We start from the raw sequence: 23,312 nt of genomic DNA, 5'->3' as shown, positions 1-23,312 counted from the left end.
GCCGTTGGGAGGTCGTCTAACGGTAGGACGGCGGACTCTGGATCCGCTGGTGGAGGTTCGAGTCCTCCCCTCCCAGCCAGAAAGGGGATGCAATGCATCCCCTTTTTCTTTATCCACAGACTAAATTAATTTTTATGCCATAACTGGAATAATTACACGGATGTTTCATAACAGACTTTTACTTTTCTCAAACGAAACAATACTGATACAGTCCTTTGATTGAGAGAACACATATGGTATAAATGTTATACACAAGATTTTATATTCATGCTCTTCTCCTTCAGGAGGTGAATGCCTTGTCCTATGACCTTCCCCGTCTGATACCAGATAAAGATTTCAAAGTCCCATCCGCCTGTGGAGTCTCCGGGATAATGAACACCTCTGGAAAGAGATTCAGTGGAAACATGATCGTGGAAAGCATGGCGCTCATGAGAGAAAGAGGAAACGGGCTTGGGGCTGGATACGCTGCGTATGGAATATATCCGGAGTTGAAAGATCTTTACTGTTTCCACATGCTCTACGACAGCGATCTCGATAAGAAAAATGCCGAAGAATACATAAAAGATCACTACGAAATCATCGAAAGTGAACCCATCCCCACCAGGAAAAATCCCCACATCAAGGAAGTCCACATCCTCTGGCGATACTTTTTGAAGCCAAAATTCATTCCTGAAGACATGAGCGAAGAGGACTTTGTCGTCAGCACTGTCATGTTCATAAACGAAAAAATTAACGGAGCCTTCGTCATGTCCAGTGGAAAGAACATGGGTGTTTTCAAAGGAGTGGGATTCCCGGAAGACATCGCTGATTTCTACAGAATAGACGAGTACAAGGGTTACATCTGGACCGCGCACAACAGGTTCCCCACGAACACCGTCGGATGGTGGGGAGGAGCACATCCGTTCGGTATTCTCGACTGGACGGTCGTTCACAACGGAGAAATATCTTCCTACGGTATAAACAGAAGGTTTTTGGAAGCGTACGGCTACAAATGTACACTCATGACGGACACTGAAGTGGTGGCGTACCTGGTGGATCTCTTCATGAGACGGTTCGGCTACAGTCCTCAGCTCACGGCAAAGATCCTCGCAGCGCCTCTCTGGAAAGATATAGACCTCATGCCAGAAGAGGAAAGAAAACTCTACACCGCTTTGAGAATGAACTACGGAGGAGCACTTTTGAACGGACCGTTTGCCATTATCGTTGCGAACAACAACATGATGATGGGGCTGAACGACAGAATAAAGCTCAGACCACTCGTCGCCGCTACAAAAGACGACTTTCTATACATCGCTTCCGAGGAGTCCGCTATAAGAGTTGTTTGTCCGGAACCTGATGAGGTCTGGGCTCCAAAAGCCGGTGATCCCGTCGTTGGAGTGCTGAAATCCGCCAGGAAAACTCAGGTGGTACTGGAGGGAGAAAATGGCTAAGAGAAAAGTACCCCCCGAATTTGTTGTGGAACGCGATGATTATAAATGTATAAGGTGTCTCGCCTGTGTGAGGGTTTGTTCCTACGGTGCGAATTTCTACGATGAAAACGCCAACAGAGTGTACACAGAAAACACCAAGTGTGTTGGATGTCACTTCTGTGAGGCTATCTGTCCAACAGAGGCCATCACGGTTCGAAAGAACGATTTCGACATCAGACCTCTTGCCCACTGGACTCCAGAGCATCTCATAGGCATCATGAAGCAGGCAGAAACCGGAGGAGTTCTTCTCACCAGCATGGGCAACGACCGACCTTATTTCAGCTATTTCGACCGCATAGTGCTCAACGCGAGTCAGGTGACGAATCCTTCGATAGACCCCCTCAGAGAACCCATGGAAATCAGAACGTACATCGGAAGAAAAGAAGAAAAACTGGAAATTGAAGAAGACGAGGATGGAACAGTGAAACTCAAAACAGAGATCGCTCCTCAGCTCAAACTGGAAGTTCCAGTCATGTTCACCGCCATGTCCTACGGTTCGATCAGTTTGAACGCAATCCTTTCACTCGCAAGAGCTGCAAGGACCGTGGGAACCTTCTTCAACACAGGTGAAGGAGGACTCCCGAAAGAACTGAGAGAGTTCAAGGACAACATGATCGTTCAGGTTGCATCCGGACGCTTCGGTGTGAGTGCAGATTATCTGAACGCTGGATCTGCGGTTGAGATAAAGATAGGGCAGGGTGCAAAGCCGGGTATCGGTGGACACCTTCCGGGAGAAAAGGTCACCGAGCCCATATCGGAAACCAGAATGATTCCCGTTGGAACCGATGCTCTCTCTCCCGCACCGCACCACGACATCTACTCCATAGAAGACCTGAGACAGCTCATCTACGCCATAAAGGAAGCCACAAGATACGAAAAACCAGTTGGTGTCAAGATCGCTGCAGTCCACAACGTGGCTCCAATCGCTGCCGGTGCAGTCAGAGCCGGTGCGGACTACATAGTGATAGACGGTATAAGGGGTGGTACAGGAGCCGCTCCCAAGATAACAAGAGATCACGTCGGAATTCCCATAGAATTCGCTGTAGCCGTTGTTGATCAGAGGCTCAGAGAGGAAGGCATAAGGCACATGGCCTCTATCGTGGTTGCGGGTGGAATCAGAAACAGTGCCGATGTGATCAAAGCGATCGCACTCGGAGCGGACGCGGTTTACATAGGAACGGCCGCTCTCATTTCACTCGGCTGTCATCTCTGTCAGACGTGTTACCTTGGAAAGTGTAACTGGGGAATCGCCACCCAGGATCCAAAACTCACAAAGAGACTGAATCCAGAGATAGGCGCAAGAAGAGCCGCGAACCTTCTGAGAGCCTGGGCTCATGAGATAAAAGAAATCCTCGGTGGAATGGGTATCAACGCCATAGAGTCACTGAGAGGCAACAGGGAAGTCCTCAGGGGTGTGGGACTCCACGAATACGAGTTGAAACTCCTTGGTATTAAACCCGCAGGAGAGGCGTGGTGATAGCGGTGAGAAGAATACTTATCAGGGAAGAGTACTGCATGGGATGTAAGCTGTGTGAGATAAACTGTGTCGCCGCGCAGGTGGAAACGGGAAACCTCATAAAGGTGTACAGATACGTCCCGGAACTTCCCGAACCAAACGTGATAGTGGAAGAGCACGATTACGTCACTTTCGCACTTCAGTGCAGAAACTGTGATGATCCATCCTGTCTGAAGGCCTGTATGACGGGCGCGATGCACAGAGATCCAAAAACAGGAGCCATCAGAGTGAATCAAGAAAAGTGTGTAGGATGCTGGATGTGTGTGATGGCCTGTCCCTTCGGTGTGATAAGAAGGAACACGAAAGAAAAGAAAGTTGCCTCAAAGTGTGATCTCTGTGCCGATAGAGGAACTCCTGGCTGTGTCGAAGGCTGTCCAAACGAAGCGCTCGTTCTGGTTGAGGTGAGAGAATGAGGTACGTGATAGTTGGATCCGGACCAGCCGGTTTGAACGCGATAGAAGCGATCAGAGAAGTTGACAAAGAAGGAGAAATCCTTCTGATCACGGCAGAGAAATACGTGGGATACTCAAGACCTTTGATCACCTACTTGCTTGGAAGAAAGGTCACAGAGGAGAAGATGTATTACAGAACGGAAGACTATCTGAGAGAAATGAGGGTCGATATAAAACCCGCTACAAGAGTCGAAAAGGTGATACCAGAGGAGAAAACAGTAGTAACAGACAGCGGAGAAGAAATTCGCTACGACAAACTCCTGATTGCCACCGGTGGAAAGCCGTTTGTTCCAAACATAGAAGGACTCACTGGAAAGAAAGGTGTGTTCACATTCACCACGTGGGAAGACGAAGAGAAGGTAGAAAAGTACATAGAAGAAAACGATGTGAAAGAAGCCGTGGTGCTCGGTGGAGGTCTGATCGGTCTTAAAACAACGGAAGCGCTGATGGAACTCGGAGTGAAGGTCACCATCGTTGAACTGGCAGACAGGATACTCTCCGTTACCTTCGACAGAAAGGCATCTGAGATCATCACCGAAGCTTTGAAAAAAGAAGGATGCAGCGTTATAACGAACGACACAGTGGTGAAAGTGAACGGTGACGACACGGTTTCCTCCGTTGTTCTAAAAAGCGGAAAGGAGATCCCAACAAAGCTTCTCGTCATCGCAATTGGTGTGAGACCGAATGTGGAATTCCTCAAAGACTCCGGGATAGAAATAAACCGCGGTATTGTGGTGAACGAAAAGATGGAAACAAACGTGGAAGGTGTTTACGCTGCGGGAGACTGCACTGAATTCTACGATCTGATAGATGGTCAGAGAAAAACGATCGCCATCTGGCCTGTGGCTGTTGCGCAGGGAAGAGTGGCTGGCTACAACATGGCTGGGAGAAACGTGAGGTATCCCGGCGGTATCCCGATGAACTCCGTTGAACTCGCCGGTATTCCAACCATATCGGTCGGGCACTCGAACGTGGAAGACGATGGGTATGAAATCCTCACCTTCGAAGAAGGAAACACCTACAAAAAAATGGTGTTGAAGGACAACAGACTCATAGGTGCCATCCTTGTGAACGACATAGACAGGGCCGGAATCTACACAGGCCTCATCCTTCAAAAACTCGACGTGTCTTCTTTCAAAGACAGACTACTCGACGAGAACTTCGGCCTCGTTTACCTTCCAAAAGAGTTCAGAAAGAAGATGCTGGAGGGGGAAATCAAGATATGGTTAGAATAGACGCGAAAGGCCTCCACTACAAAAAACTGAACGACTTGATCTGGGAAGCGATAGAAAACGGAGAAGAAGAAATAGTTCTGGACAACGTTTGCGGTCAGAGATACATCGGAGCCGGAATCAGAAAGAAAGTAAAAATAGAAATAAACGGCGTTCCGGGGAACGATCTTGGTGTTTTCATGGACGGTCCTGAAATCATCGTGAACGGAAACGCACAAGACGGTGTAGGAAACACCATGAACGCAGGAAAAATCGTGGTTCACGGGCACGCGGGCGACATCATAGGATACGCCATGAGGGGTGGACACATCTACATAAAAAGAAATGCTGGATATCGAGTGGGAATACACATGAAGGCCTACAAAGAAAATTACCCCGTTGTCGTCATAGGAGGCTTTGCGAGAGACTTCCTCGGAGAATACATGGCAGGAGGACTTCTCATAGTGCTGGGACTGGAAAAAGATGAAGATGGAAACATCGCAGGAAACTACGTTGGAACAGGAATGCACGGTGGGGAGATCTTTCTCAGAGGAACCGTAGAAGAGCACAAACTCGGAAAAGAAGTGAAAATCTTCCAGCCCACCGAAGAGGATATCAACAGGATCAAGCCTTATGTTGAAGAGTTCTGCAGACTCTTTGACTACGACTCAGAGGAGATTCTGAACGGAGAATTCATCATCCTCAAACCCTACACACACAGACCGTACGGAAGATTGTATGCGTATTAAAAAAGAGCTCCCGGGATTCCGGGAGCTTATTTCACAATATAAGGAAGGTATTTGTCAACAACCGCCCGAGCCGCGCCGAGCATCCAGTTCGCATTGGCCACCTGAAATTGCACTTCTCCCACAAAATCGCGATTGAATCGAGCTCTAACCATCTCTTCCAAGATCTTGATCATTTCTTCGTTGACCACACCCTCTCCCGCGAAGAACACCCGAGAAACACCCGAACCCATGATAACGTTCCCCAAGACCACAGAAAAGGTTTTGAATGCCTTTTCGTAGTGCACTTTCACAGAATCAAAATCCTTTCTGGCTTTTTCTCTCAATTCTTCGATTGTCTGCCTGTACTTTTCTTCTTCGCTTGTGATGAAATCTTCGAAATCAATCTCTTTTCCAAGGCAAGACTTCAAAACAGCGTACTCTGAAGAATGATACTCCAGACAACCTGTCTGTCCACAGTAGCACTTTCCTTCTGAAGAAGCCAGCATGTGTCCCATTTCTAAGTGATGAATCCTCTTATCTTTCCAGAGACTCGCACCTATGCCGATGCCGTAGCTCACCAGAAGAAAGTCTGCGTTCACTCTCTGGGAAATTTCCCGGCAGAGAGCATCCGAATCGTTCATGACGAGGATCCTTTCAAGATCTTTCAGGACTTTCCTTGGATCCCAGTCTTTCACGTTCATCACATGGGAAACGATCACTTTTCCTTCTTTCACGATTCCAGAAGAGCAAATACCCACTCCGAGAAGATTTTCACTGTGAAGTTGTTCGATGGTTTCTCTGAGAGCACGAGTATAACCGTCGTTGTTTCTCATACCGGACAGAATCTGCACTCTGTGTTCTTTCAAAGGATTCATGCTTGCGTCAAAGAGTACACCCCGTACCTCTTCGCGACCCACCTTCACCCCGATCGCGGTGAATTTTTCTGGATTGACTTTCAAAATCTGATATGGTCTTCCTCTCCTCTTCCTGATCTCTTCAAAGACGAGGAAACCTTCATCGAGCAACTCGTCGATTATGTAGCTCAGAGTGCTGTGTGCGAGGTTCAAATTGCTGGCAAGCTGGTTTCTGGTAGTTTTTCCATTTCTCAGTATGTACCTCAAAATCTTTATCTTGTTCTCTCTTCGAAGAAGCGGTGAAGGCACTCTCTCACCTCAACAGATCTAAGAAGAGTTTCAGATAGTTCTTCAGATGCACCGTGATAATGAAATTCTCCACCACAGTTTGCCTTCCTTTTTCTCCCATTTTTCTTCTGAGTTCTTCATCCTTTATGAGTTTTACCACGTATCCTGCAAGGTCCTCTCTTTCCCATGCCAAATAACCATTTTCTCCATGTTTCACCTGTATCTTAACACCACCAACTGGCCTTGCTACGACCGGAACTCTCTTGTAAAGTGCTTCACTTATGACGAGACCGAAGCCTTCTCTTGTTGCCGTGTGCAGAGCGACAGTCGTGGCCCTCTGAATAGCGTTCACTTCCTTGTTTCCAACACCTTTCAGGTTCGTGCAGAATTTTATATCTTCGTCCGTTCCAGCGTATCTGAGGACCTTTTCAAAGAAGAACCATCCCTCCGGATCGTCTGTTGCCATGGCGGAAACTACGGCAAGCTGAACCTCCGGGATCTCTTTCTTCACCAGTCTATAGACGTCGATGGCACTGAAGAGATCTTTCCATGGATCAAATCGAGCCACAACAGTTATCAGAGGCCTTTCCGGGTCTATTTCGAGTCTTTCGAGAGTTTTTCTTATTGTGTCTTCATCAAGATCTCGATTCTTTTCACTCAGGGGATCTATACTCGGTGGGAAAGCTATGCTCCTTTCTTCCCATCCCTGCGGGAAATACTCCTCAAGATGGAAAACAAGTCTGTCGTATCCCTCCAAATACTGGGAAAATCTCTGCCAGACCTTCATGTTTGGAGTGGATAGATCTATATGACATCTCCAGATCCACTTTCTGTCGTTCAAATTCACGAATTTTCTCAGAGCTGCTGGTTGGGGATCGTGGATCACGAATAACTCTTCGTCCTGGATCAGTTCTGCGTTTTTTCCACAGACCTCTTCGTAAAGGTTCCACTCTTCTTCTGAAATCTCTATATCCGCACCTTGAAGCGTGTTGTGAAACTTTTTTGTGACGTTGAAGAACTCATCGGGTGCCTCTATGACCCTCCACCTGGCATCCAGACCAACCGATCTCATAAGCGGAACGAGATTGTGGAGGATTTCGGCAACTCCTCCACCGTAGGCAGTCGCATTGACGTGAAGAACCTTTTTTCCTTTAAGAGGTTCTGCAAGTTTTTTTATCTCGTCCACCTCGTTTCCGATTATGGTGCGGTACTCCTCTATGTTTCGCTCTCTCAACACAACATCCACGGTGATCCCTCCCGAATTTATTCGTAACTTGAATTAATACACAATTAATCATACCACAGGATGGAAATGTTTCAAGAGGTTTTTTCGAGTTAGCGAAAATAAAGGTAGTTTTGAACAATATTGTTTTATTCATACAAACCAGATTAGTTCCAATCATTCACAAAGTAGGTGATGCGTGTACATGGCACTGGAAGATCGATACAGAGTATGCAATTACCGGTAACGAAAAATTTCATGCGCCTTTCTGGTACCGGAAGCTATGCGTTAAAAAGGGAATAATGGATGATATGAAGAGACAATATGAAGAGAATTTGTGGTAATCGATGACGTGTAAGTGCTTTGAATTCAGGAAGTTAACAGTTAATTTCTAACACATTGAGGAATACCTTCTTTCATCTATTTGTGAAACATAGAACTAATCGATTTTTACCAGAAACACCCCAAAATGCCCTGACGTAGGTTGATATAATTTATCTTCTGTTTTTTGCTTGTGTTCTTTCGTTGTTGGACTATGCAATTATTCCATTTTTCCAAACAGTACTTGAAGGTGCTCTCTTGTGTGTTAGAATGGTTTATGGAGAAAGAGAATATGGAAGTTCAAAAAACATCTTGCTTTCAGAGTGTGTTTGTGGTATAATTTCTCTTGAACTCAACGGGTTTCAATAATTCCTTAGAGGTATGGAAACGCTCTCCGTGGTAGATGATTTCCTGTACCTGCTCTAGTTTCAATAATTCCTTAGAGGTATGGAAACTAAACACGGTAAGAGGCAAGATGCCTATTTTCGTTTTGTTTCAATAATTCCTTAGAGGTATGGAAACTGTTCGAAAATGGAGAACATGTGCATTCTTTTCTAGTTTCAATAATTCCTTAGAGGTATGGAAACTTGACTATTTGGATTGTCCCAGTTGAAGTTACAACTAGTTTCAATAATTCCTTAGAGGTATGGAAACAATGGTTCATAATACGACTCACCGACTATGTACCTAGTTTCAATAATTCCTTAGAGGTATGGAAACCAAGAAGACCGTCAGAGATCTCGTTGGCGTTGTTCTGTTTCAATAATTCCTTAGAGGTATGGAAACGCAACAATGTCCAATACTTCCTCTATGTCAGAATAAGTTTCAATAATTCCTTAGAGGTATGGAAACTTACGATTGGTTTAGAGGTTTTTATCAACGAGAATAGTTTCAATAATTCCTTAGAGGTATGGAAACAGAAGCATCACAAGAATTCGTTTGCGAGAAGTTGTGTTTCAATAATTCCTTAGAGGTATGGAAACACAAGCAGGAAAACTCATCAAAATGGAAGCAACACTAGTTTCAATAATTCCTTAGAGGTATGGAAACTCGTACTTTCGAAGCATCGAGGGAATTACATCGCCCGTTTCAATACTTCCTTAAAGGTATGGAAACACCCGATTCCGTGAGATATGAGAGAACCATTTTATGAAGCAGGGGAAAACCCTGCTTTTTGTTTTTTGTTAAAATTCTTGAGGAACTCTGTTTTTGAGGAGGAATGGAGATGAGATTTTTTGTTCTCGGTGCAGGGAGCTGGGGGACGGTTTTTGCACAGATGCTGTATGAAAACGGAGAAGAAGTTGTTCTCTGGGCAAGGAGGAAAGAGATCGTCGATCTCATAAACGTTTCACACACGAGCCCTTATGTGGAGGAATCGAAGATCACCGTAAGAGCCACAAACGATCTTGAAGAAATCAAAAAAGAAGACGTTCTCGTTATAGCGATTCCCGTTCAATACATAAGGAAGCACCTTCTGAGACTGCCTGTGAAGCCTTCCATGGTGCTGAATCTTTCAAAGGGAATAGAGATCAAGACAGGTAAAAGGGTGTCTGAGATCGTTGAAGAGATACTGGGTTGTCCTTACGCTGTTCTCTCCGGGCCTTCACATGCCGAAGAGGTCGCAAAGAAACTTCCAACTGCCGTCACGCTCGCTGGAGAAAATTCGAAAGAACTTCAAAAGAGGATCTCCACCGAGTACTTCAGGGTGTACACCTGTGAAGATGTGGCAGGAGTGGAAATCGCAGGAGCATTGAAAAACGTCATCGCTATCGCCGCAGGGATCCTCGATGGACTCGGTGGTTGGGACAACGCAAAAGCATCACTCGAAACTCGCGGTATATACGAAATAGCGAGATTTGGAATGTTTTTTGGAGCGGATCAAAAGACCTTCATGGGTCTTGCTGGAATAGGAGACCTCATAGTTACCTGCAACAGTCGTTACAGTAGAAATAGACGTTTCGGAGAATTGATAGCGCGGGGATTCGATCCGCTGAAACTTCTTGAAAGCTCACACCAGGTTGTAGAAGGTGCCTTCACTGTGAAAGCCGTGATGAAAATGGCCAAAGAAAATAAAATAGATATGCCCATCTCTGAAGAGGTCTACCGAGTCATTTACGAAAGAAAATCACCCCTCCAGTCGATGAGAGATCTCATGAGAAGAAGCTTGAAAGACGAATTCTGGGCGAGCTGATTAGACACCATAATTTTTTCTACCTTTGTAGTTGAAATTTAATTCGAAAAGTAGTAAAATTGTGAATGGAAGATCGTGAAAAATTTCTCTTTTGGAGGGGAAAACATGAAATACGATGTTGTCGTTGTTGGAGGTGGACCTGCCGGTCTTGTGGCGGCATTCACCACAAAAAGATTCTTTGGAGACAAAAAAATTCTCGTCGTCAAGAAGACCGAGAAAGAAATGGTACCTTGTGGAATACCGTACATCTTTCACACTCTCGGCAGTGTGGAAAACGACTACATGGGAATTGAAGACCGCTTCAAAAGCGCAGGCATAGATCTTCTGATAGACGAAGTTGTCGATGGAAACCCCGATGAAAAGAAGCTTTTCACGAAGAGCGGAAAAGAGGTTTTCTACGACAAGCTCATCATCGCAACTGGATCTTCACCGAACACACCAAAGATCCCTGGTGTGGATCTAAAAGGTGTGTTCACCGTTCCAAAAGAGGCTGACTATCTCAAACTGCTGCATGAGAAGGTGAAGGATGCTAACGATGTGGTCATCATCGGGGGCGGTTTCATAGGTGTTGAAGTGGCTGACGAGATCAAAAAGTCCGGAAAGAACGTCACCCTCGTGGAAATAATGGACAGTCTTCTTCCCGTATCTTTCGACCCGGATTTTGGAGAACTCGCGAGAAAGGAACTCGAATCTGACAACGTCAAAGTCCTCACAGGAAGAAAAGTAACAGAGATCCTCGGAACGGAAAAAGTGGAGGGAGTAAAGCTGGACAGCGGAGAAACGATTCCGGCCGATGTGGTTGTGCTCGCAACAGGTTACAAACCAAATTCTGAACTCGCCAGAAAACTCGGGCTCAAGGTGACAGAACTCGGTTTCATAGAAACGGATGAGTACATGAGAACTTCAAAACCTGATATCTTCGCTGCGGGCGACTGCGTACAGCACAAAGACTTCCTCACCGGAAAACCCTCCAGACTCATGCTTGCTTCCGCTGCCGTTTTCGATGCCAGAATCGCAGCGTCCAACCTGTACGGTTTGAAGGTGATCAGAACGAACAAGGGTTCTCTGAACGCGTACTCGACCGTCATAGGAAGCAAGGCCTTCGGCTCTGTGGGAATAACAGAGAGAATAGCGAAGGAAGAAGGATTCGAGGTTGTCGTTGGAAAGGCAGAGGCACCAGACAGACACCCCGGAAAGTTCGAAGATACCTCAAAACTCGTGGTGAAACTCATCTTCTCGGAAGACAGCAAGATCCTGCTCGGTGCGCAGGTTTGTGGTGGAAAGAGCGTCGGAGAGATAGTGAACCTCATAAGTCTCGGCATACAGAAGGGCATCACAGCCAACGATCTGTTCACCATGCAGATCGGGACCCATCCACTTCTCACATCCGCTCCAACGGTGTATCCATTGGCGAAAGCGGCTGAAATGGTATTATAAATTTCTCATATGGAGGTGTTGCTCATGACAGCGAAAGAAAAACTGGAACAGATTCAGAAGCAACTTCAGGAGATCATCGGAAAGGCACCTGAGATCGGAAAGTTCGCAGAATACGTTCACATGGCTGAAAGCACAAAAGCACTCGACACAAAAACGAAGGAACTCATATCTCTTGGAATAGCTGTGGCAGTGAGATGTGAACCGTGTATCGTCTGGCATACGGGAGCCGCAGTGAAAGCGGGAGCGACAGAAGAAGAGATCCTCGACACAATCAAAGTGGCAGTCTGTATGGGCGGTGGTCCTGCACTCATGTATGGTTTGAAGGCATACGAAATCGCCCTCGAATTCCTCGGAAAATGAAATAACCCCTCCCTTTGGGAGGGGTTTTCTCAGGAGGGAAAGAGGATGTACGATGCGGTAATCATAGGAGGAGGACCCGGAGGTTACGTCTGCGCCATAAAACTTGTACAGCTTGGAAAGAAGGTCGCACTTGTCGAAAAAGATGCCCTCGGGGGAACCTGTACCAACAGGGGATGCATTCCAACGAAGGCGATGCTCACAGTCTCTCATCTCATGGATGAAATGAAAGAGAAAGCTTCAAAGTACGGCTTGAAAGTCTCAGGAGTCGAATACGACGTTGATACCATAATGAAACACGTTCAAAAGAGTGTGATGATGTCAAGAAAGGGAATAGAGTATCTGTTGAACAAGAACGGAGTTGAAGTCTTCAAAGGAACGGCCGTCGTGGAAAACAAGAACACGGTTGTCGTCCAAGAAACGGGAGAGAAACTGGAAGCAAAGAATCTTGTCCTCGCACACGGATCCGTTCCCTCCGTTTTTTCTCCCTTCGATATCGACGGAGTCTGGACGAGTGATGACGTGTTCAATTTGAAAGAATTTCCAAAGTCGCTTGTGATAATAGGCGGTGGTGTCATAGGTGTTGAATTCGCAACGTTCTTCGGTTCTTTCGGTGTGGATGTGACGATCGTGGAGATCGCAGAACACATCCTCCCTTACGAAGATTCGGATGTGGCAGAAGAAGTGAAAAAGGCCCTCAAAAGGAAAGGTGTTAAGATCCTGGAAAAAACAAAAGTTTCCTCCCTGAGCAAAGTCGATGACGGCTTTGAAGTCGCACTCGAAAATGGAGAAACCCTGAAGGCAGAAAAGGTCCTGCTCGCCGCAGGAAGAAAGCCCAACATACCGGAGGACGTGAAGGCTCTCGGAGTGAAGATAGAAAAAGGAGTCGTCACTGATAGCAGGATGAGAACGAACGTGGAAAACGTTTACGCGATAGGAGATATCAGAAGTGGAATCATGCTCGCTCATGTGGCCATGTACGAGGGAATAGTCGCTGCAAAGAACATCGCGGGAGAAGAGGAAGAAATGGATTACTCGGCCGTTCCGAGTATCATCTTCTCCTCTCCGGAAGTGGCATCTGTCGGTGTGAGAGAAAAAGACGTGAACCCCGAAGAAGTTGTGATCTCCAAGTTCCCGGTTTCTGCAAACGGAAGGGCAAGAACGATGCTTGAAAACATAGGGTTTGCCAAGGTCATAGCGGACAAGAAGGATAGAACAGTTCTCGGCATGAGCATCGTTTCACCATCGGCTACCGATATGATCATGGAAGGTGTCATAGCCGTGAAGTTCAGAATGAAAGCGGAAGATCTGGAGAAAGCCATTCACCCGCATCCAACGCTGACAGAAACCATCCTCGGGGCTCTTGAAGGGGTCTCAGGAAAACCCATTCATCTGTGATACATGGCAGCACTCTTTCTTTAAAGGGCAGACACCGCACTTCGGAGTTTTGCTGCAAAATTTTTTCGCGTGTTCCACGATAAGCCCGTGAAACTCCTGGTAAAGACGAACATCCTCTGGATAGTGAGTCATGAAAAGCCTTTGCACTTCGTCGTAGTCGTTCAGTTCGATGTTGAAGATTCTCTTCAAAAGTCTTCTTGTGTAGCTGTCAACGACGAAAATCGGTTTTTCCAAGGCGTAGAGCAGAATGGCATCGGCGGTTTCTTTGCCGATGCCTTTTATTTTGAGGAGTCTTTCTCGTAAAATATGTGTTGGAAGATCTCTCAGACGAGATAGATTGTAGTTGTATTCTTTGAGAAATTTCAACAGTGCCTTGAGGCGCTTTGTTTTGATGTTGAAGAACCCCGCTGGTCTTATGAGCTCTGCTACTTTCTCCTCGGGAAGAGAATCCAGTTCTTTCAGCAGGTTGTTTCCTTTGACTGCGTTTTTGATGTTTTCCATGACACGTTCAACGTTCTTCCAGTTCGTGTTCTGGGTGAGGATGGCAGTTATTGCGATTTCCTCAGGTGTTCCGGGCCACCATTTCCCAACCGATCCGTGTATTTCCAGTAACTTTCTGTAGAGTTCTGTCAGTCTCATACTTAAAATTATACGGGGGGTGAACCAGATGAGCATCATCTACAGGAGAAGGAGTATCAGAAAGTATCAGAAAAAGGATGTTCCGGACGAGCTGGTGAAAGAGATCATCCGTGCCGCCATGCACGCTCCTTCTGCGTGCAATCAACAACCGTGGCATTTCGTTGTTATCAGAAACGAAGAAACAAAAAAGAAAATCGCGGAGATCCACCCTCATGCACAAATGTCTGCAGAGGCGCCCGTTGTAATCCTTGTCTGTGGAGATCCCACACTTGAAAAATGCAAAGGCTACTGGGTCCAAGACTGCTCTGCCGCCGTGGAGAACCTTCTTCTGAGAGCGACAGAACTCGGTCTTGGAGCCGTGTGGTGTGGAGTTCATCCAAGAGAGGAAAGAGTGAAAGCCTTCAGAGAGCTTCTTGGAATACCCGAACATGTCGTTCCTTTCGCCATTGTTCCTGTGGGATACCCCGCAGAGCAACCTGCCCAGGTGGACAGGTTCAAGCCCGAAAGGATCCATTACGAAAAATGGTGAAAAACATTAACAAACAGATCCATCTTTTTAGAATCTCCACCAACAATTTTTTGAGATGTAACTAAACAAACCACAATATATTGTGGTAAAATCTTAGCAGATCTCACCGGAAGGGGGTCCTTCCCTTGTATGTGAACCGAATAGGAACTTTCCGGGATCATCCAGATCTCTATGGGGTGTCGGTTTACTTCCAGGGGTGCGATGCGAAACCAAAGTGCTACATGTGCCACAATCCAGAAACATGGCATCTTTCAGAAGAATACAAAAGACCCGCAGAGGTTGTGACAAAGATCATCGATGAAAAACTCTCAAGCCTTTTGAAATACTTTCCAAAGGTCACCCTCGTCTTTCTCGGGGGAGAACCCCTCGCACCGTACAACAGAGAAGAGACGCTTTCTCTTTCGAAGATGTTCAAGGAAAAGTACGGAGAACGCTTGACGGTATTGCTGTTCACCTGGAGGCTTCCGAAGGACATCGTAAAAGAGAACCTTCTCAAGTACGTTCAATACGTGGATGAGTTTGTCATGGGAAGGTACCTCCACGCTTATCGTCAAGATGGATTTCCAGCTTCTAAAAACCAGATTCATATTGACAGGAGAACTTTTGAGAGAATGATAGAAGCAATGTTGAGGAGGGAACACCATGAAGGTTCAGTATTCGTTCGAAAGAGAATTTGAAGAACTGATGAGTGATCTTCTTTCCAAGTACGGTTATGAGATGTTCCAGATGGACGGCCTCGGCGACCAGCTCGATGTGGTAAAGTTCACAGAAGACTTCGTGAGACGGGGAATCATCGAGTCCACGATCGACGCAAACGCGAACGTCAGGGTCACAAACATCAGTACTTACTTCATCGAGATATCTAAGCCGCACACGTACCTCTACTCGCTGTACAGGATCTGGCAAAAGATGAAGGAGATGTTCGGAAAAGAGGTCGCAGACGAGTTTGTTGAAGCGCAGATAAACGGTGCCGTCTATCTTCACGACAGACACCACGCAGCTCTCATGCCTTACTGTTTCGCCTACACCCTGCAGCCCATAGTGGAGAAGGGGCTTCCGTTCATAAAAACCATAAAATCCGAGCCCGCAAAGCACCTGTCCACATTCATTCAGCATGTCATTCAGTTCGTGATGTTCGCGTCCAACCAAAGCTCTGGTGCGGTTGGACTTCCTGACTTTTTCGTCTGGATGTGGTACTTCGTCAAGAAAGACCTCGAGGAAGGAATTATTCCTCGCGACAAACTCGACTGGTACATAGAACAGCATTTCCAGATACTCACCTACTCGCTGAACCAGCCCATCAGAACAACGCAGTCTCCGTACACGAACTTCACGTACCTCGACAGAAACTACATAAAAGCGATTTTCGAAGGGGAAAGATACCCAGATGGTTCTTTGATCACAGACCACGTGGAAGACATCATCGCTCTGCAGAAACACTACTGGGAGTGGGTGTCAAAGGAAAGAGAGCGCCAGATGTTCACTTTCCCTGTACTCACAGCAAGCCTTCTCTATAGAGACGGCAAGTTCCTCGACGAGGACAGCGCTCGCTTCATAAACAAAATCAACATGAAGTGGCAGGACACGAACTGGTACATCTCCGACTCAATAGACGCTGTGGCGTCCTGCTGCAGGCTCACATCGTCTACTCAAACTCTGAAGAAGTTCTCACTCTCGAGCGAAGAAGAAGAAAAACTGAAAGGAAGGATGAACTCTATCGGTGGATCGGACCTGAACATCGGATCCTTCAAAGTGATCACGATGAACCTTCCAAGAATCGCTCTTGAAAGCGGCGGAGACAGAGAAAAGTATCTTCAGATTCTCAGGCACCGCGTTCAGCTCATCAAAAAAGCCCTCGCCGCAGTCAGGGAGATCATAAAAGAGAGAATATCCGAAGGACTTCTTCCTCTCTACGAAAACGGTCTAATGCTTTTGAACAGACAGTACGGAACCATCGGTGTCACTGGTGTCTGGGAGAGCGCCTCGATCATGGGATTGACCACGGAAGACATCGACGGTCTGAAGTACACAGAAGAAGGAGAAGTGTTCGTAGACAACGTTTTGGACACCATCCGAGAAGAAGCGGAAAAGGGATACCATGAGTACGGCTTCACCTTCAACATAGAACAGGTACCCGCAGAGAAAGCGGCTGTGACTCTTGCTCAGAAAGACAGATTTCTCTTCGGTGAGAAACAGCCGTTCGAGATCTACTCCAACCAGTGGGTGCCTCTCATGGCGAACACGGATGTTCTCAACAGAATCCGCTACTCCGGAAAATGGGACAAAAAGGTGAGTGGAGGAGCGATTCTGCATATCAACCTCGGAGAATCTTTCAAGACGGAGGAAGAATCCTTCAACATGGTGAAAATGATCGCGGACATGGGTGTAATGTACTTTGCGTTCAACACGAAGATCAGCGTGTGTGAGGATGGACACGCGTTCTACGGGGAGAGATGCCCGGCCTGCGGAAAAGCCAAAGTAGATGAATACATGAGAATCGTAGGGTATCTCGTTCCGGTTTCCGCTTTCAACAAAGAAAGAAGAGAAATAGAGTATCCCAGAAGACAGTTCTACGATTCGCTGACAATCAGAAAGTGATCAGCCCCCGCACAACGCGGGGGTTTTTTATGGTACAATTGTTATTGAGAATTAGTTTCAACTTTTTGGAGGTGAGTTTCATGAGGGTGAAGCATTTTGAACTCCTTACAGACGAAGGGAAAACATTCACTCACGTTGATCTTTACGGGAAGTACACCATCCTCTTCTTTTTTCCTAAAGCAGGAACGAGCGGTTGCACGAGAGAAGCCGTCGAATTCTCCAGGGAAAACTTCGAGAAAGCTCAGGTAGTGGGGATCTCCAGAGACAGTGTTGAAGCATTGAAGAGATTCAAGGAAAGGAACGATCTCAAAGTGACTCTCCTTTCAGATCCGGAAGGAATTCTCCACGAATTTTTCAACGTTCTGGAAAACGGAAAAACAGTTCGATCCACCTTCTTGATAGACAGGTGGGGCTTTGTGAGGAAAGAGTGGAGAAGAGTGAAGGTCGAAGGACATGTCCAAGAAGTGAAAGAAGCACTCTCTCAGTTGTTAAAGGAAGACCTTTCACTGAACAAGCACATAGAGTGGAGAAGGGCAAGGAGGGCGTTGAAAAAAGACAGAGTACCGAGAGAAGAGATAGAACTCCTCATAAAGGCGGCTCACCTTGCTCCCTCGTGCATGAACACCCAGCCCTGGAGATTCGTGGTAGTGGATGAAGAGGAACTCCTCAGAAAGATACACGAAGCGCTCCCCGGTGGAAACTACTGGATGAAGAACGCACCTGTTTTGATAGCGGTTCATTCGAAGAAAGATTTCGATTGTGCACTCCCAGACAACAGAGATTACTTCCTGTTCGACACAGGACTCGCTGTGGGAAACCTTCTTGTTCAAGCAACACAAATGGGCCTTGTGGCTCATCCCGTTGCGGGCTACGATCCTGTGAAGGTCAAAGAGATCCTGAAACTCCCAGAAGATCACGTGCTGATAACCCTGATCGCCGTGGGATACCTGGGAGACGAAAATGAGCTTTCCGAGAAACACAGGGAGCTGGAACGCTCAGAAAGGGTGAGAAAAGAGCTCTCTGAGATCCTCAGATGGAACCTTTAGTCCTCTTTTCTCAGAACGAGTGACGCTGTGTAAAACACAAACAGAAGACCAGCTATGAACATAATCACTGCGGTGACGATGTACCTGCTAAACGGAAATATCTCAAAGCCCAGTGAGTACCTGATGAGTTCCACACCGTACTTCACTGGAAGAAAGAGTGAGACAACTTTCAGATAATCCGGAAGGAACGAGACCGGAAAATAAACACCTGTTAGAAACATCATAATGGTGAAGAGAATCACAGCAACATTCGTTGCCACATCGGATTTCTTGAACAGAATTGATATCAAAGCTCCAAGCACGATGAAGGATAGAACAGAACTGACGACGGATATCAAAAAGAGGAACACGTTCAGTTCGTAGCTTGCTTTAAAGATCAAAGTTCCCAGCAGCATTATGAGAGCGGTGCTCAAAATTCCGTAGAACATCCTCGCTGAGATGAGACCAAAGACAAAGGAAAAGTTTCCAACGGGAGTTGCTTTGAGCCTCTTCAAAAAGCCTCTTTCACGATAGCGGGAGAACACGTCCACGGTTCCAAAGAGCCCGATCGAGAGTAGAGATACGGCGATCACACCCGTGAGGGTGTAATCGAAAGATGTGAGCTCTCTTGCGGCTTTCAGAACTTCTTTTTTCACCATGATGACGGGATTCAGACCGTTGAGGAGCCTTGTGACCTTGTTTTTGAGGGAGATCTCCCAGGAGTCGAGAAGCGATTGATAGTATTCGTCCGTTGTGTTTCTTATAAAGATGATTCTTTCTTTCTCCACCACCGCCACTTCGTGGTAGTAGCCCTTCAACTCCTCGAGCGAGGTGTAAACATCTCCAAAATCCGAAAGATCGTAATCGACGGTCACAACTGCTGTTTTCACAGAATTGCCGGAACCGCCAAAAAGAAAACCAAAAATCAGAAGAAACATGACGGGAAAAGCAATGCTGAAAAAAGTGGAAATTTTATCCCTCCACGATTCTTTCCACATAGCAGAGAACAGAGCCAAAAACTCACTCAACCATCATCACCCTCCTCCAGTTCAAAAAAAAAGAGAACGAAAGAGAGTACTATCCACACGATCGGCACTAAAAAGTGATTCGAGTAAATCGTTCTGTATCCGAAAGATCCCCTCAGATAATCCACCAAGTAGGTTGCAGGATTTCCAAGAACAACCGCTTTGATCGGCCAAGGAATTCCGGAGACATCGAAGTAAAAACCTCCGAGGAACATGAACACCTGGTTGAACACCTGCGAAGCTGCTCTCAAAGCGGAGAAGGTTTTGAACAGAGACACCATGAGCAGAGACACACTCAGAAACGTAAGAAAGGAAAGAAGCACACCGCCTAAGAAGGATACATTGATGGGGAACTCTACTCCGTACACAAAACGTGCAAAGAGCGTCACAGAAGCGGAAGTGATGGACATGGCAAAAAGTCCGCAGACGACTATGGAGAAAAAGTAGTGATGACCTCTCAGTGGAGAAGCAAGAATTCTTTTCAAAATTCCCTGCTCTCTGTAGAGAGCGAGCTGATACGGAACAGTGAAGAGGCCGACGGACATCACACCCACAAGAAGAACGGCAGGAAGAATGTAGTGAGAGTAATTGATAGCCTGCCTTTCTTTTTTTCTGTACTCCACTTCTACCTCCTTTACCTTTCTTAGTTGAAGGTCGAGCGACTCGAGTATGTTAGAAACAACGTTCGCAAGGACAATGGATTCCTGCCTCTCCGGAGCGTAGAGAATGGTGATCTCCACAGGAACAGAGATCTTCGTTTTGGAAAAGATGATAGCTTTTGTGAAGAGATTGTCGAAGTTCTCCGGTAGAATCACACAAACATCGATCTTTCCGTATTTGAGGTCTCTTTCAGGGTTCTGTGTTCTGATGATCTCGATACCGGATGGGAGATGGCTGAACACACTCTCTACCAAACTACTCTCTCCCACAAGTCCTATCCTCAGGTTCATGTTAGAAGACATATCTCCGAAGATGGATACGAGAATGAGATAGAGGAGTATTGGAAAAAGGAAATTCCAAAAAAGAACGCTCTTAGTTCTGAAGTAATCGTTTTTCAGAATGGAAACAACAAGATGCCTCATTCTCTGAGATCCCTGCCTGTGAGCTTCAGGAAAACATCTTCAAGATTCGGTTTTCTTATCACGATGTTTGAAACGTTCCAATTTTTCAGGAGATCTTTTATGAGTTCTTCTGGGGCATCAGTTTCCACAACGTAGTGGTTCTCTTTTTTCTCCAAGTATCTCACGTTCACGTCCTGATCACAGTCAAACTCGACGACGGTTTTCAGCCCGGAAGAGCTTATGAGAGAGGAAGGAGTCCCTTCTGCTATGATCTTCCCGTGGTCTATGATGCAGACGTGGTCAGATAGTCTCTCTGCCTCTTCCATGTAATGGGTGGTGAGAAAGATGGTCTTTCCAAGATTTTTGAAGTGTTCTATGGTGTCCCATATCTGCCTTCTCGCCTGTGGGTCAAGACCTGTCGTTGGTTCGTCGAGGAAAACAATCTCCGGATCGTTGATGAACGCCACAGCCACTGCGAGTCTCTGAAGCTGGCCCCCAGAGAGTGTTTTCACCATTTTTTTCTCTATGTTTTCAAGAGAAAACAATCCCATCACTTCTTTGAGATCCAATCCCGTTCCGTACAGCCCGCGGAACAATTTGAGGGTTTCCCAAACGGTGAGGTTTTCAAAAAAGGCACTTTTCTGGAGACACACACCAATTTTTCTCTTCGTTTCTCTATCTAAGACATCCTTTCTCTCACCGAAATAGTAGATCTCCCCGGAGTCTTTCTTTCTGAGACTTTCGAGTATCTCAACGGTCGTGGTTTTTCCCGCACCGTTGGGTCCAAGGAAGGAGAAAACAGTTCCACGCTCCACGGTGAAACTTATCCCGTCCACGGCCTTCACGTCACCGTAGTGTTTCTTCAGATCAACGACTTTCAAAATCTCCAGAAAAAATCCCCCCTTTGAATGTAATACTACCATACATTGAAACAAAAAAGCGCCCCTCACGGGCACTTTTGTTTAAAGGATGCATTGAAATTTGTTGAGCTTAGCGGAGATCATCGATACAAGACAAGTTTCCGTACCTCTAAGGAAGTATTGAAACTACTCAGGGATCCAGCAAAATACCTTCCGTTAGCCGTTTCCATACCTCTAAGGAACTATTGAAACCTGGAAGTTTCATTGTCGAAAGGTATTCTTACACCGTTTCCATACCTCTAAGGAACTATTGAAACCTGATCAGAAGAGCGTTTCCGAAACCGTCTCCCATTGTTTCCATACCTCTAAGGAACTATTGAAACCAGAAGGCATGCCATCCTGGTGTGGATCGCAACAGCAAAGTTTCCATACCTCTAAGGAACTATTGAAACAGGACGAGGAAGAGGAGTTTCTTTACGTTGCAGAAGGTTTCCATACCTCTAAGGAACTATTGAAACCCGGATGCAGGAATCAGCGCCGTGAAGGATGCGCTCAGTTTCCATACCTCTAAGGAACTATTGAAACGAGACGTAGTAAGAAATCTTTATTTTGCAGAGAACTGTTTCCATACCTCTAAGGAACTATTGAAACTCCAGACATATATCCACTTTCGTTTTTGTTCTATTTGTTTCCATACCTCTAAGGAACTATTGAAACAGAACTATATGAAATTCATCGAACTGTTACTTTGCAAGTTTCCATACCTCTAAGGAACTATTGAAACATTTTGGTTGAGATTGAAGGGAGAACAGTAGAGATGTTTCCATACCTCTAAGGAACTATTGAAACTTCTTTCTCTGTTTTCTCCTTCGTTTCGAATCCTGAGTTTCCATACCTCTAAGGAACTATTGAAACTCGACAGGTTGATTTTATGATACGAGACATATTAAAAGTTTCCATACCTCTAAGGAACTATTGAAACTCGTGAAGGGCGCTCGTTTCGAAGCTGATACACGCAAGTTTCCATACCTCTAAGGAACTATTGAAACGCTCCCATGTCATTCGAGCAAGATTCTCGAAAAAAAGTTTCCATACCTCTAAGGAACTATTGAAACTAGAATTTATCGTTTTCGGAAGGTTTTTTGGATATGGTTTCCATACCTCTAAGGAACTATTGAAACGACTTTGAATAAGCACGATATTTTTCTACTTTTACTGTTTCCATACCTCTAAGGAACTATTGAAACCCCCGGAGCAGGCAAGGGAGATTGTTAGGAAATACAGGTTTCCATACCTCTAAGGAACTATTGAAACTCTGTTGTACCAACCCAGTTTCCGTTCCAATCCCATGTTTCCATACCTCTAAGGAACTATTGAAACCATACGAGGAGCTTGCACGCGACTTTGGAACAATCATGTTTCCATACCTCTAAGGAACTATTGAAACAATCACAGCTAACCATGTTCGTATCGAAAATCTTAGTTTCCATACCTCTAAGGAACTATTGAAACCTAAATCAACCTCACTTTTCACAAATCTTTGAACCTCTGCATGTTTCCATACCTCTAAGGAACTATTGAAACCAACCTTTTCTTTGGCATGAGAAAATAGCTTTGCGGGTTTCCATACCTCTAAGGAACTATTGAAACCCGTTGAGTTCAAGAGAAATTATACCACAAACACACTCTGAAAGCAAGATGTTTTTTGAACTTCCATATCCTCCCTTTCCATAAACCATTCTAACACACAAGAGAGCATCTTCAAGTACTGTTTGGAAAAATGGAATAATTGCATAGTCAAACAAGAAAAGAACACAAGCAAAAAACAGAAGATAAATTATATCAACCTACGTCAGGGCATTTTGGGGTGTTTCTGGTAAAAATCGATTAGTTCCATGTTTCACAAATAGATGAAAGAAGGTATTCCTCAGTGTGTTAGAAGTTAACTACTAATTTCTCGAATTCAAAGCACTTACACGTCATCGATTATCACAAATTCTCTTCGTATTGTCTCTTCATATCATTCATTATTCCCTTTTTAACGCATAGCTTCCGGTACCAGAAAGGCGCATGAAATTTTTCGTTACCGGTAATTGCATACTCTATATCTATCTTCCAGTGCCAGATACAC

The 23,312-nt window shown here is 45.7% G+C and carries 19 protein-coding genes, 1 tRNA gene and 2 CRISPR repeat arrays; of the genes, 14 read left to right on the top strand and 6 right to left on the bottom strand.

Annotated elements, in window-relative coordinates; translation table 11 throughout:
* Nucleotides 1–5 precede the first annotated feature (5 nt).
* From AS158_RS08435 to AS158_RS08410, 6 genes are all read left to right on the top strand, one after another.
* A tRNA-Gln gene (locus AS158_RS08435) sits at nucleotides 6–79 on the top strand.
* Between the two features lie 217 nt (nucleotides 80–296).
* Nucleotides 297–1,430 (top strand): glutamine amidotransferase family protein, encoded by a 1,134-nt coding sequence (locus tag AS158_RS08430; RefSeq protein ID WP_012895854.1) that lies wholly within the window; start codon nucleotides 297–299, stop codon nucleotides 1,428–1,430.
* A complete protein-coding gene (locus tag AS158_RS08425; RefSeq protein WP_004083229.1) occupies nucleotides 1,423–2,946 on the top strand; it encodes a glutamate synthase-related protein in 1,524 nt (507 codons plus the stop codon). Before AS158_RS08430 ends, AS158_RS08425 begins: the two co-directional genes overlap by 8 nt.
* The gene (locus AS158_RS08420) at nucleotides 2,943–3,398 is read left to right on the top strand and encodes a 4Fe-4S dicluster domain-containing protein (RefSeq protein ID WP_052125258.1); all 456 of its coding nucleotides are present in this window, start codon (nucleotides 2,943–2,945) and stop codon (nucleotides 3,396–3,398) included. Before AS158_RS08425 ends, AS158_RS08420 begins: the two co-directional genes overlap by 4 nt.
* Nucleotides 3,395–4,672 carry an FAD-dependent oxidoreductase gene (locus AS158_RS08415; RefSeq protein WP_008191952.1) on the top strand — a complete coding sequence of 426 codons (1,278 nt, stop codon included), beginning with the start codon at nucleotides 3,395–3,397 and terminating at the stop codon, nucleotides 4,670–4,672. Before AS158_RS08420 ends, AS158_RS08415 begins: the two co-directional genes overlap by 4 nt.
* Nucleotides 4,660–5,397, top strand: coding sequence for a hypothetical protein (locus AS158_RS08410; protein ID WP_008191950.1), 738 nt, complete (start codon nucleotides 4,660–4,662; stop codon nucleotides 5,395–5,397). The genes AS158_RS08415 and AS158_RS08410 overlap by 13 nt, the downstream gene beginning before the upstream one ends.
* A 26-nt stretch (nucleotides 5,398–5,423) precedes the next feature.
* Here AS158_RS08410 and AS158_RS08405 read toward each other — a convergent pair whose 3' ends face one another.
* Both AS158_RS08405 and AS158_RS08400 read right to left on the bottom strand, forming a co-directional pair.
* Nucleotides 5,424–6,539, bottom strand: coding sequence for an ROK family transcriptional regulator (locus AS158_RS08405; protein WP_012310606.1), 1,116 nt, complete (start codon nucleotides 6,537–6,539; stop codon nucleotides 5,424–5,426).
* 4 nt (nucleotides 6,540–6,543) lie between these two features.
* Nucleotides 6,544–7,764: a glycosyltransferase gene (locus tag AS158_RS08400; protein ID WP_008191941.1), complete on the bottom strand. Its 1,221-nt coding sequence runs from the start codon at nucleotides 7,762–7,764 to the stop codon at nucleotides 6,544–6,546.
* A 656-nt stretch (nucleotides 7,765–8,420) separates the two neighbouring features.
* Nucleotides 8,421–9,177: a CRISPR direct-repeat array (repeat unit 30 nt; unit sequence GTTTCAATAATTCCTTAGAGGTATGGAAAC).
* A 109-nt stretch (nucleotides 9,178–9,286) separates the two neighbouring features.
* Between AS158_RS08400 and AS158_RS08395 the strand changes: the two genes are divergently transcribed.
* The 4 genes from AS158_RS08395 (at nucleotide 9,287) to lpdA (ending at nucleotide 13,444) form a co-directional block, all read left to right on the top strand.
* Nucleotides 9,287–10,252: an NAD(P)H-dependent glycerol-3-phosphate dehydrogenase gene (locus AS158_RS08395; protein WP_008193485.1), complete on the top strand. Its 966-nt coding sequence runs from the start codon at nucleotides 9,287–9,289 to the stop codon at nucleotides 10,250–10,252.
* A 105-nt stretch (nucleotides 10,253–10,357) separates the two neighbouring features.
* Nucleotides 10,358–11,689: an FAD-dependent oxidoreductase gene (locus AS158_RS08390; protein ID WP_008193486.1), complete on the top strand. Its 1,332-nt coding sequence runs from the start codon at nucleotides 10,358–10,360 to the stop codon at nucleotides 11,687–11,689.
* 24 nt (nucleotides 11,690–11,713) lie between these two features.
* On the top strand, nucleotides 11,714–12,049 hold the full coding sequence (locus AS158_RS08385) for a carboxymuconolactone decarboxylase family protein (RefSeq protein WP_165304847.1): 336 nt from the start codon (nucleotides 11,714–11,716) through the stop codon (nucleotides 12,047–12,049).
* A gap of 45 nt (nucleotides 12,050–12,094) precedes the next feature.
* A complete protein-coding gene (gene lpdA, locus AS158_RS08380) occupies nucleotides 12,095–13,444 on the top strand; it encodes a dihydrolipoyl dehydrogenase (protein WP_011943159.1) in 1,350 nt (449 codons plus the stop codon).
* Here the strand turns inward: lpdA and AS158_RS08375 are convergent.
* Complete coding sequence (locus AS158_RS08375; RefSeq protein WP_011943160.1) at nucleotides 13,421–14,083, bottom strand: endonuclease III domain-containing protein; 663 nt, start codon at nucleotides 14,081–14,083, stop codon at nucleotides 13,421–13,423. The genes lpdA and AS158_RS08375 overlap by 24 nt on opposite strands.
* A gap of 28 nt (nucleotides 14,084–14,111) precedes the next feature.
* Here AS158_RS08375 and AS158_RS08370 point away from each other — a divergent pair, with 28 nt between their 5' ends.
* The 4 genes from AS158_RS08370 to AS158_RS08355 all read left to right on the top strand — a co-directional run bounded on the left by AS158_RS08370 (nucleotide 14,112) and on the right by AS158_RS08355 (nucleotide 18,256).
* A complete protein-coding gene (locus AS158_RS08370; protein ID WP_011943161.1) occupies nucleotides 14,112–14,612 on the top strand; it encodes a nitroreductase family protein in 501 nt (166 codons plus the stop codon).
* Nucleotides 14,613–14,743: 131 nt separating this feature from the next.
* Nucleotides 14,744–15,289, top strand: a complete 546-nt coding sequence (gene nrdG, locus AS158_RS08365) for an anaerobic ribonucleoside-triphosphate reductase activating protein (RefSeq protein ID WP_241241282.1) — start codon at nucleotides 14,744–14,746, stop codon at nucleotides 15,287–15,289.
* Nucleotides 15,255–17,210 carry an anaerobic ribonucleoside-triphosphate reductase gene (locus AS158_RS08360; protein ID WP_165304845.1) on the top strand — a complete coding sequence of 652 codons (1,956 nt, stop codon included), beginning with the start codon at nucleotides 15,255–15,257 and terminating at the stop codon, nucleotides 17,208–17,210. The genes nrdG and AS158_RS08360 overlap by 35 nt, the downstream gene beginning before the upstream one ends.
* Nucleotides 17,211–17,290: 80 nt before the next feature.
* On the top strand, nucleotides 17,291–18,256 hold the full coding sequence (locus AS158_RS08355) for a nitroreductase family protein (RefSeq protein ID WP_165304844.1): 966 nt from the start codon (nucleotides 17,291–17,293) through the stop codon (nucleotides 18,254–18,256).
* On the opposite strand, the gene AS158_RS08350 is transcribed toward AS158_RS08355, so the two are convergent.
* The 3 genes from AS158_RS08350 to AS158_RS08340 are packed head-to-tail and all read right to left on the bottom strand — an operon-like array spanning nucleotide 18,253 to nucleotide 21,244.
* The gene (locus tag AS158_RS08350; RefSeq protein WP_165304843.1) at nucleotides 18,253–19,263 is read right to left on the bottom strand and encodes an ABC transporter permease; all 1,011 of its coding nucleotides are present in this window, start codon (nucleotides 19,261–19,263) and stop codon (nucleotides 18,253–18,255) included. The two genes, AS158_RS08355 and AS158_RS08350, sit on opposite strands and share 4 nt — an antisense overlap.
* Nucleotides 19,260–20,342: an ABC transporter permease gene (locus tag AS158_RS08345; RefSeq protein ID WP_235280263.1), complete on the bottom strand. Its 1,083-nt coding sequence runs from the start codon at nucleotides 20,340–20,342 to the stop codon at nucleotides 19,260–19,262. The genes AS158_RS08350 and AS158_RS08345 overlap by 4 nt, the downstream gene beginning before the upstream one ends.
* On the bottom strand, nucleotides 20,339–21,244 hold the full coding sequence (locus AS158_RS08340; protein ID WP_011943166.1) for an ABC transporter ATP-binding protein: 906 nt from the start codon (nucleotides 21,242–21,244) through the stop codon (nucleotides 20,339–20,341). Before AS158_RS08340 ends, AS158_RS08345 begins: the two co-directional genes overlap by 4 nt.
* Before the next feature lie 94 nt (nucleotides 21,245–21,338).
* Nucleotides 21,339–22,831: direct repeats of the CRISPR family, unit length 30 nt; unit sequence GTTTCCATACCTCTAAGGAACTATTGAAAC.
* Nucleotides 22,832–23,312 lie beyond the last annotated feature (481 nt).

The sequence above is a fragment of the Thermotoga sp. 38H-to genome, assembly GCF_011057665.1.
Classification (GTDB): domain Bacteria; phylum Thermotogota; class Thermotogae; order Thermotogales; family Thermotogaceae; genus Thermotoga.
This window is presented reverse-complemented; position numbering and strand designations above follow the sequence as displayed.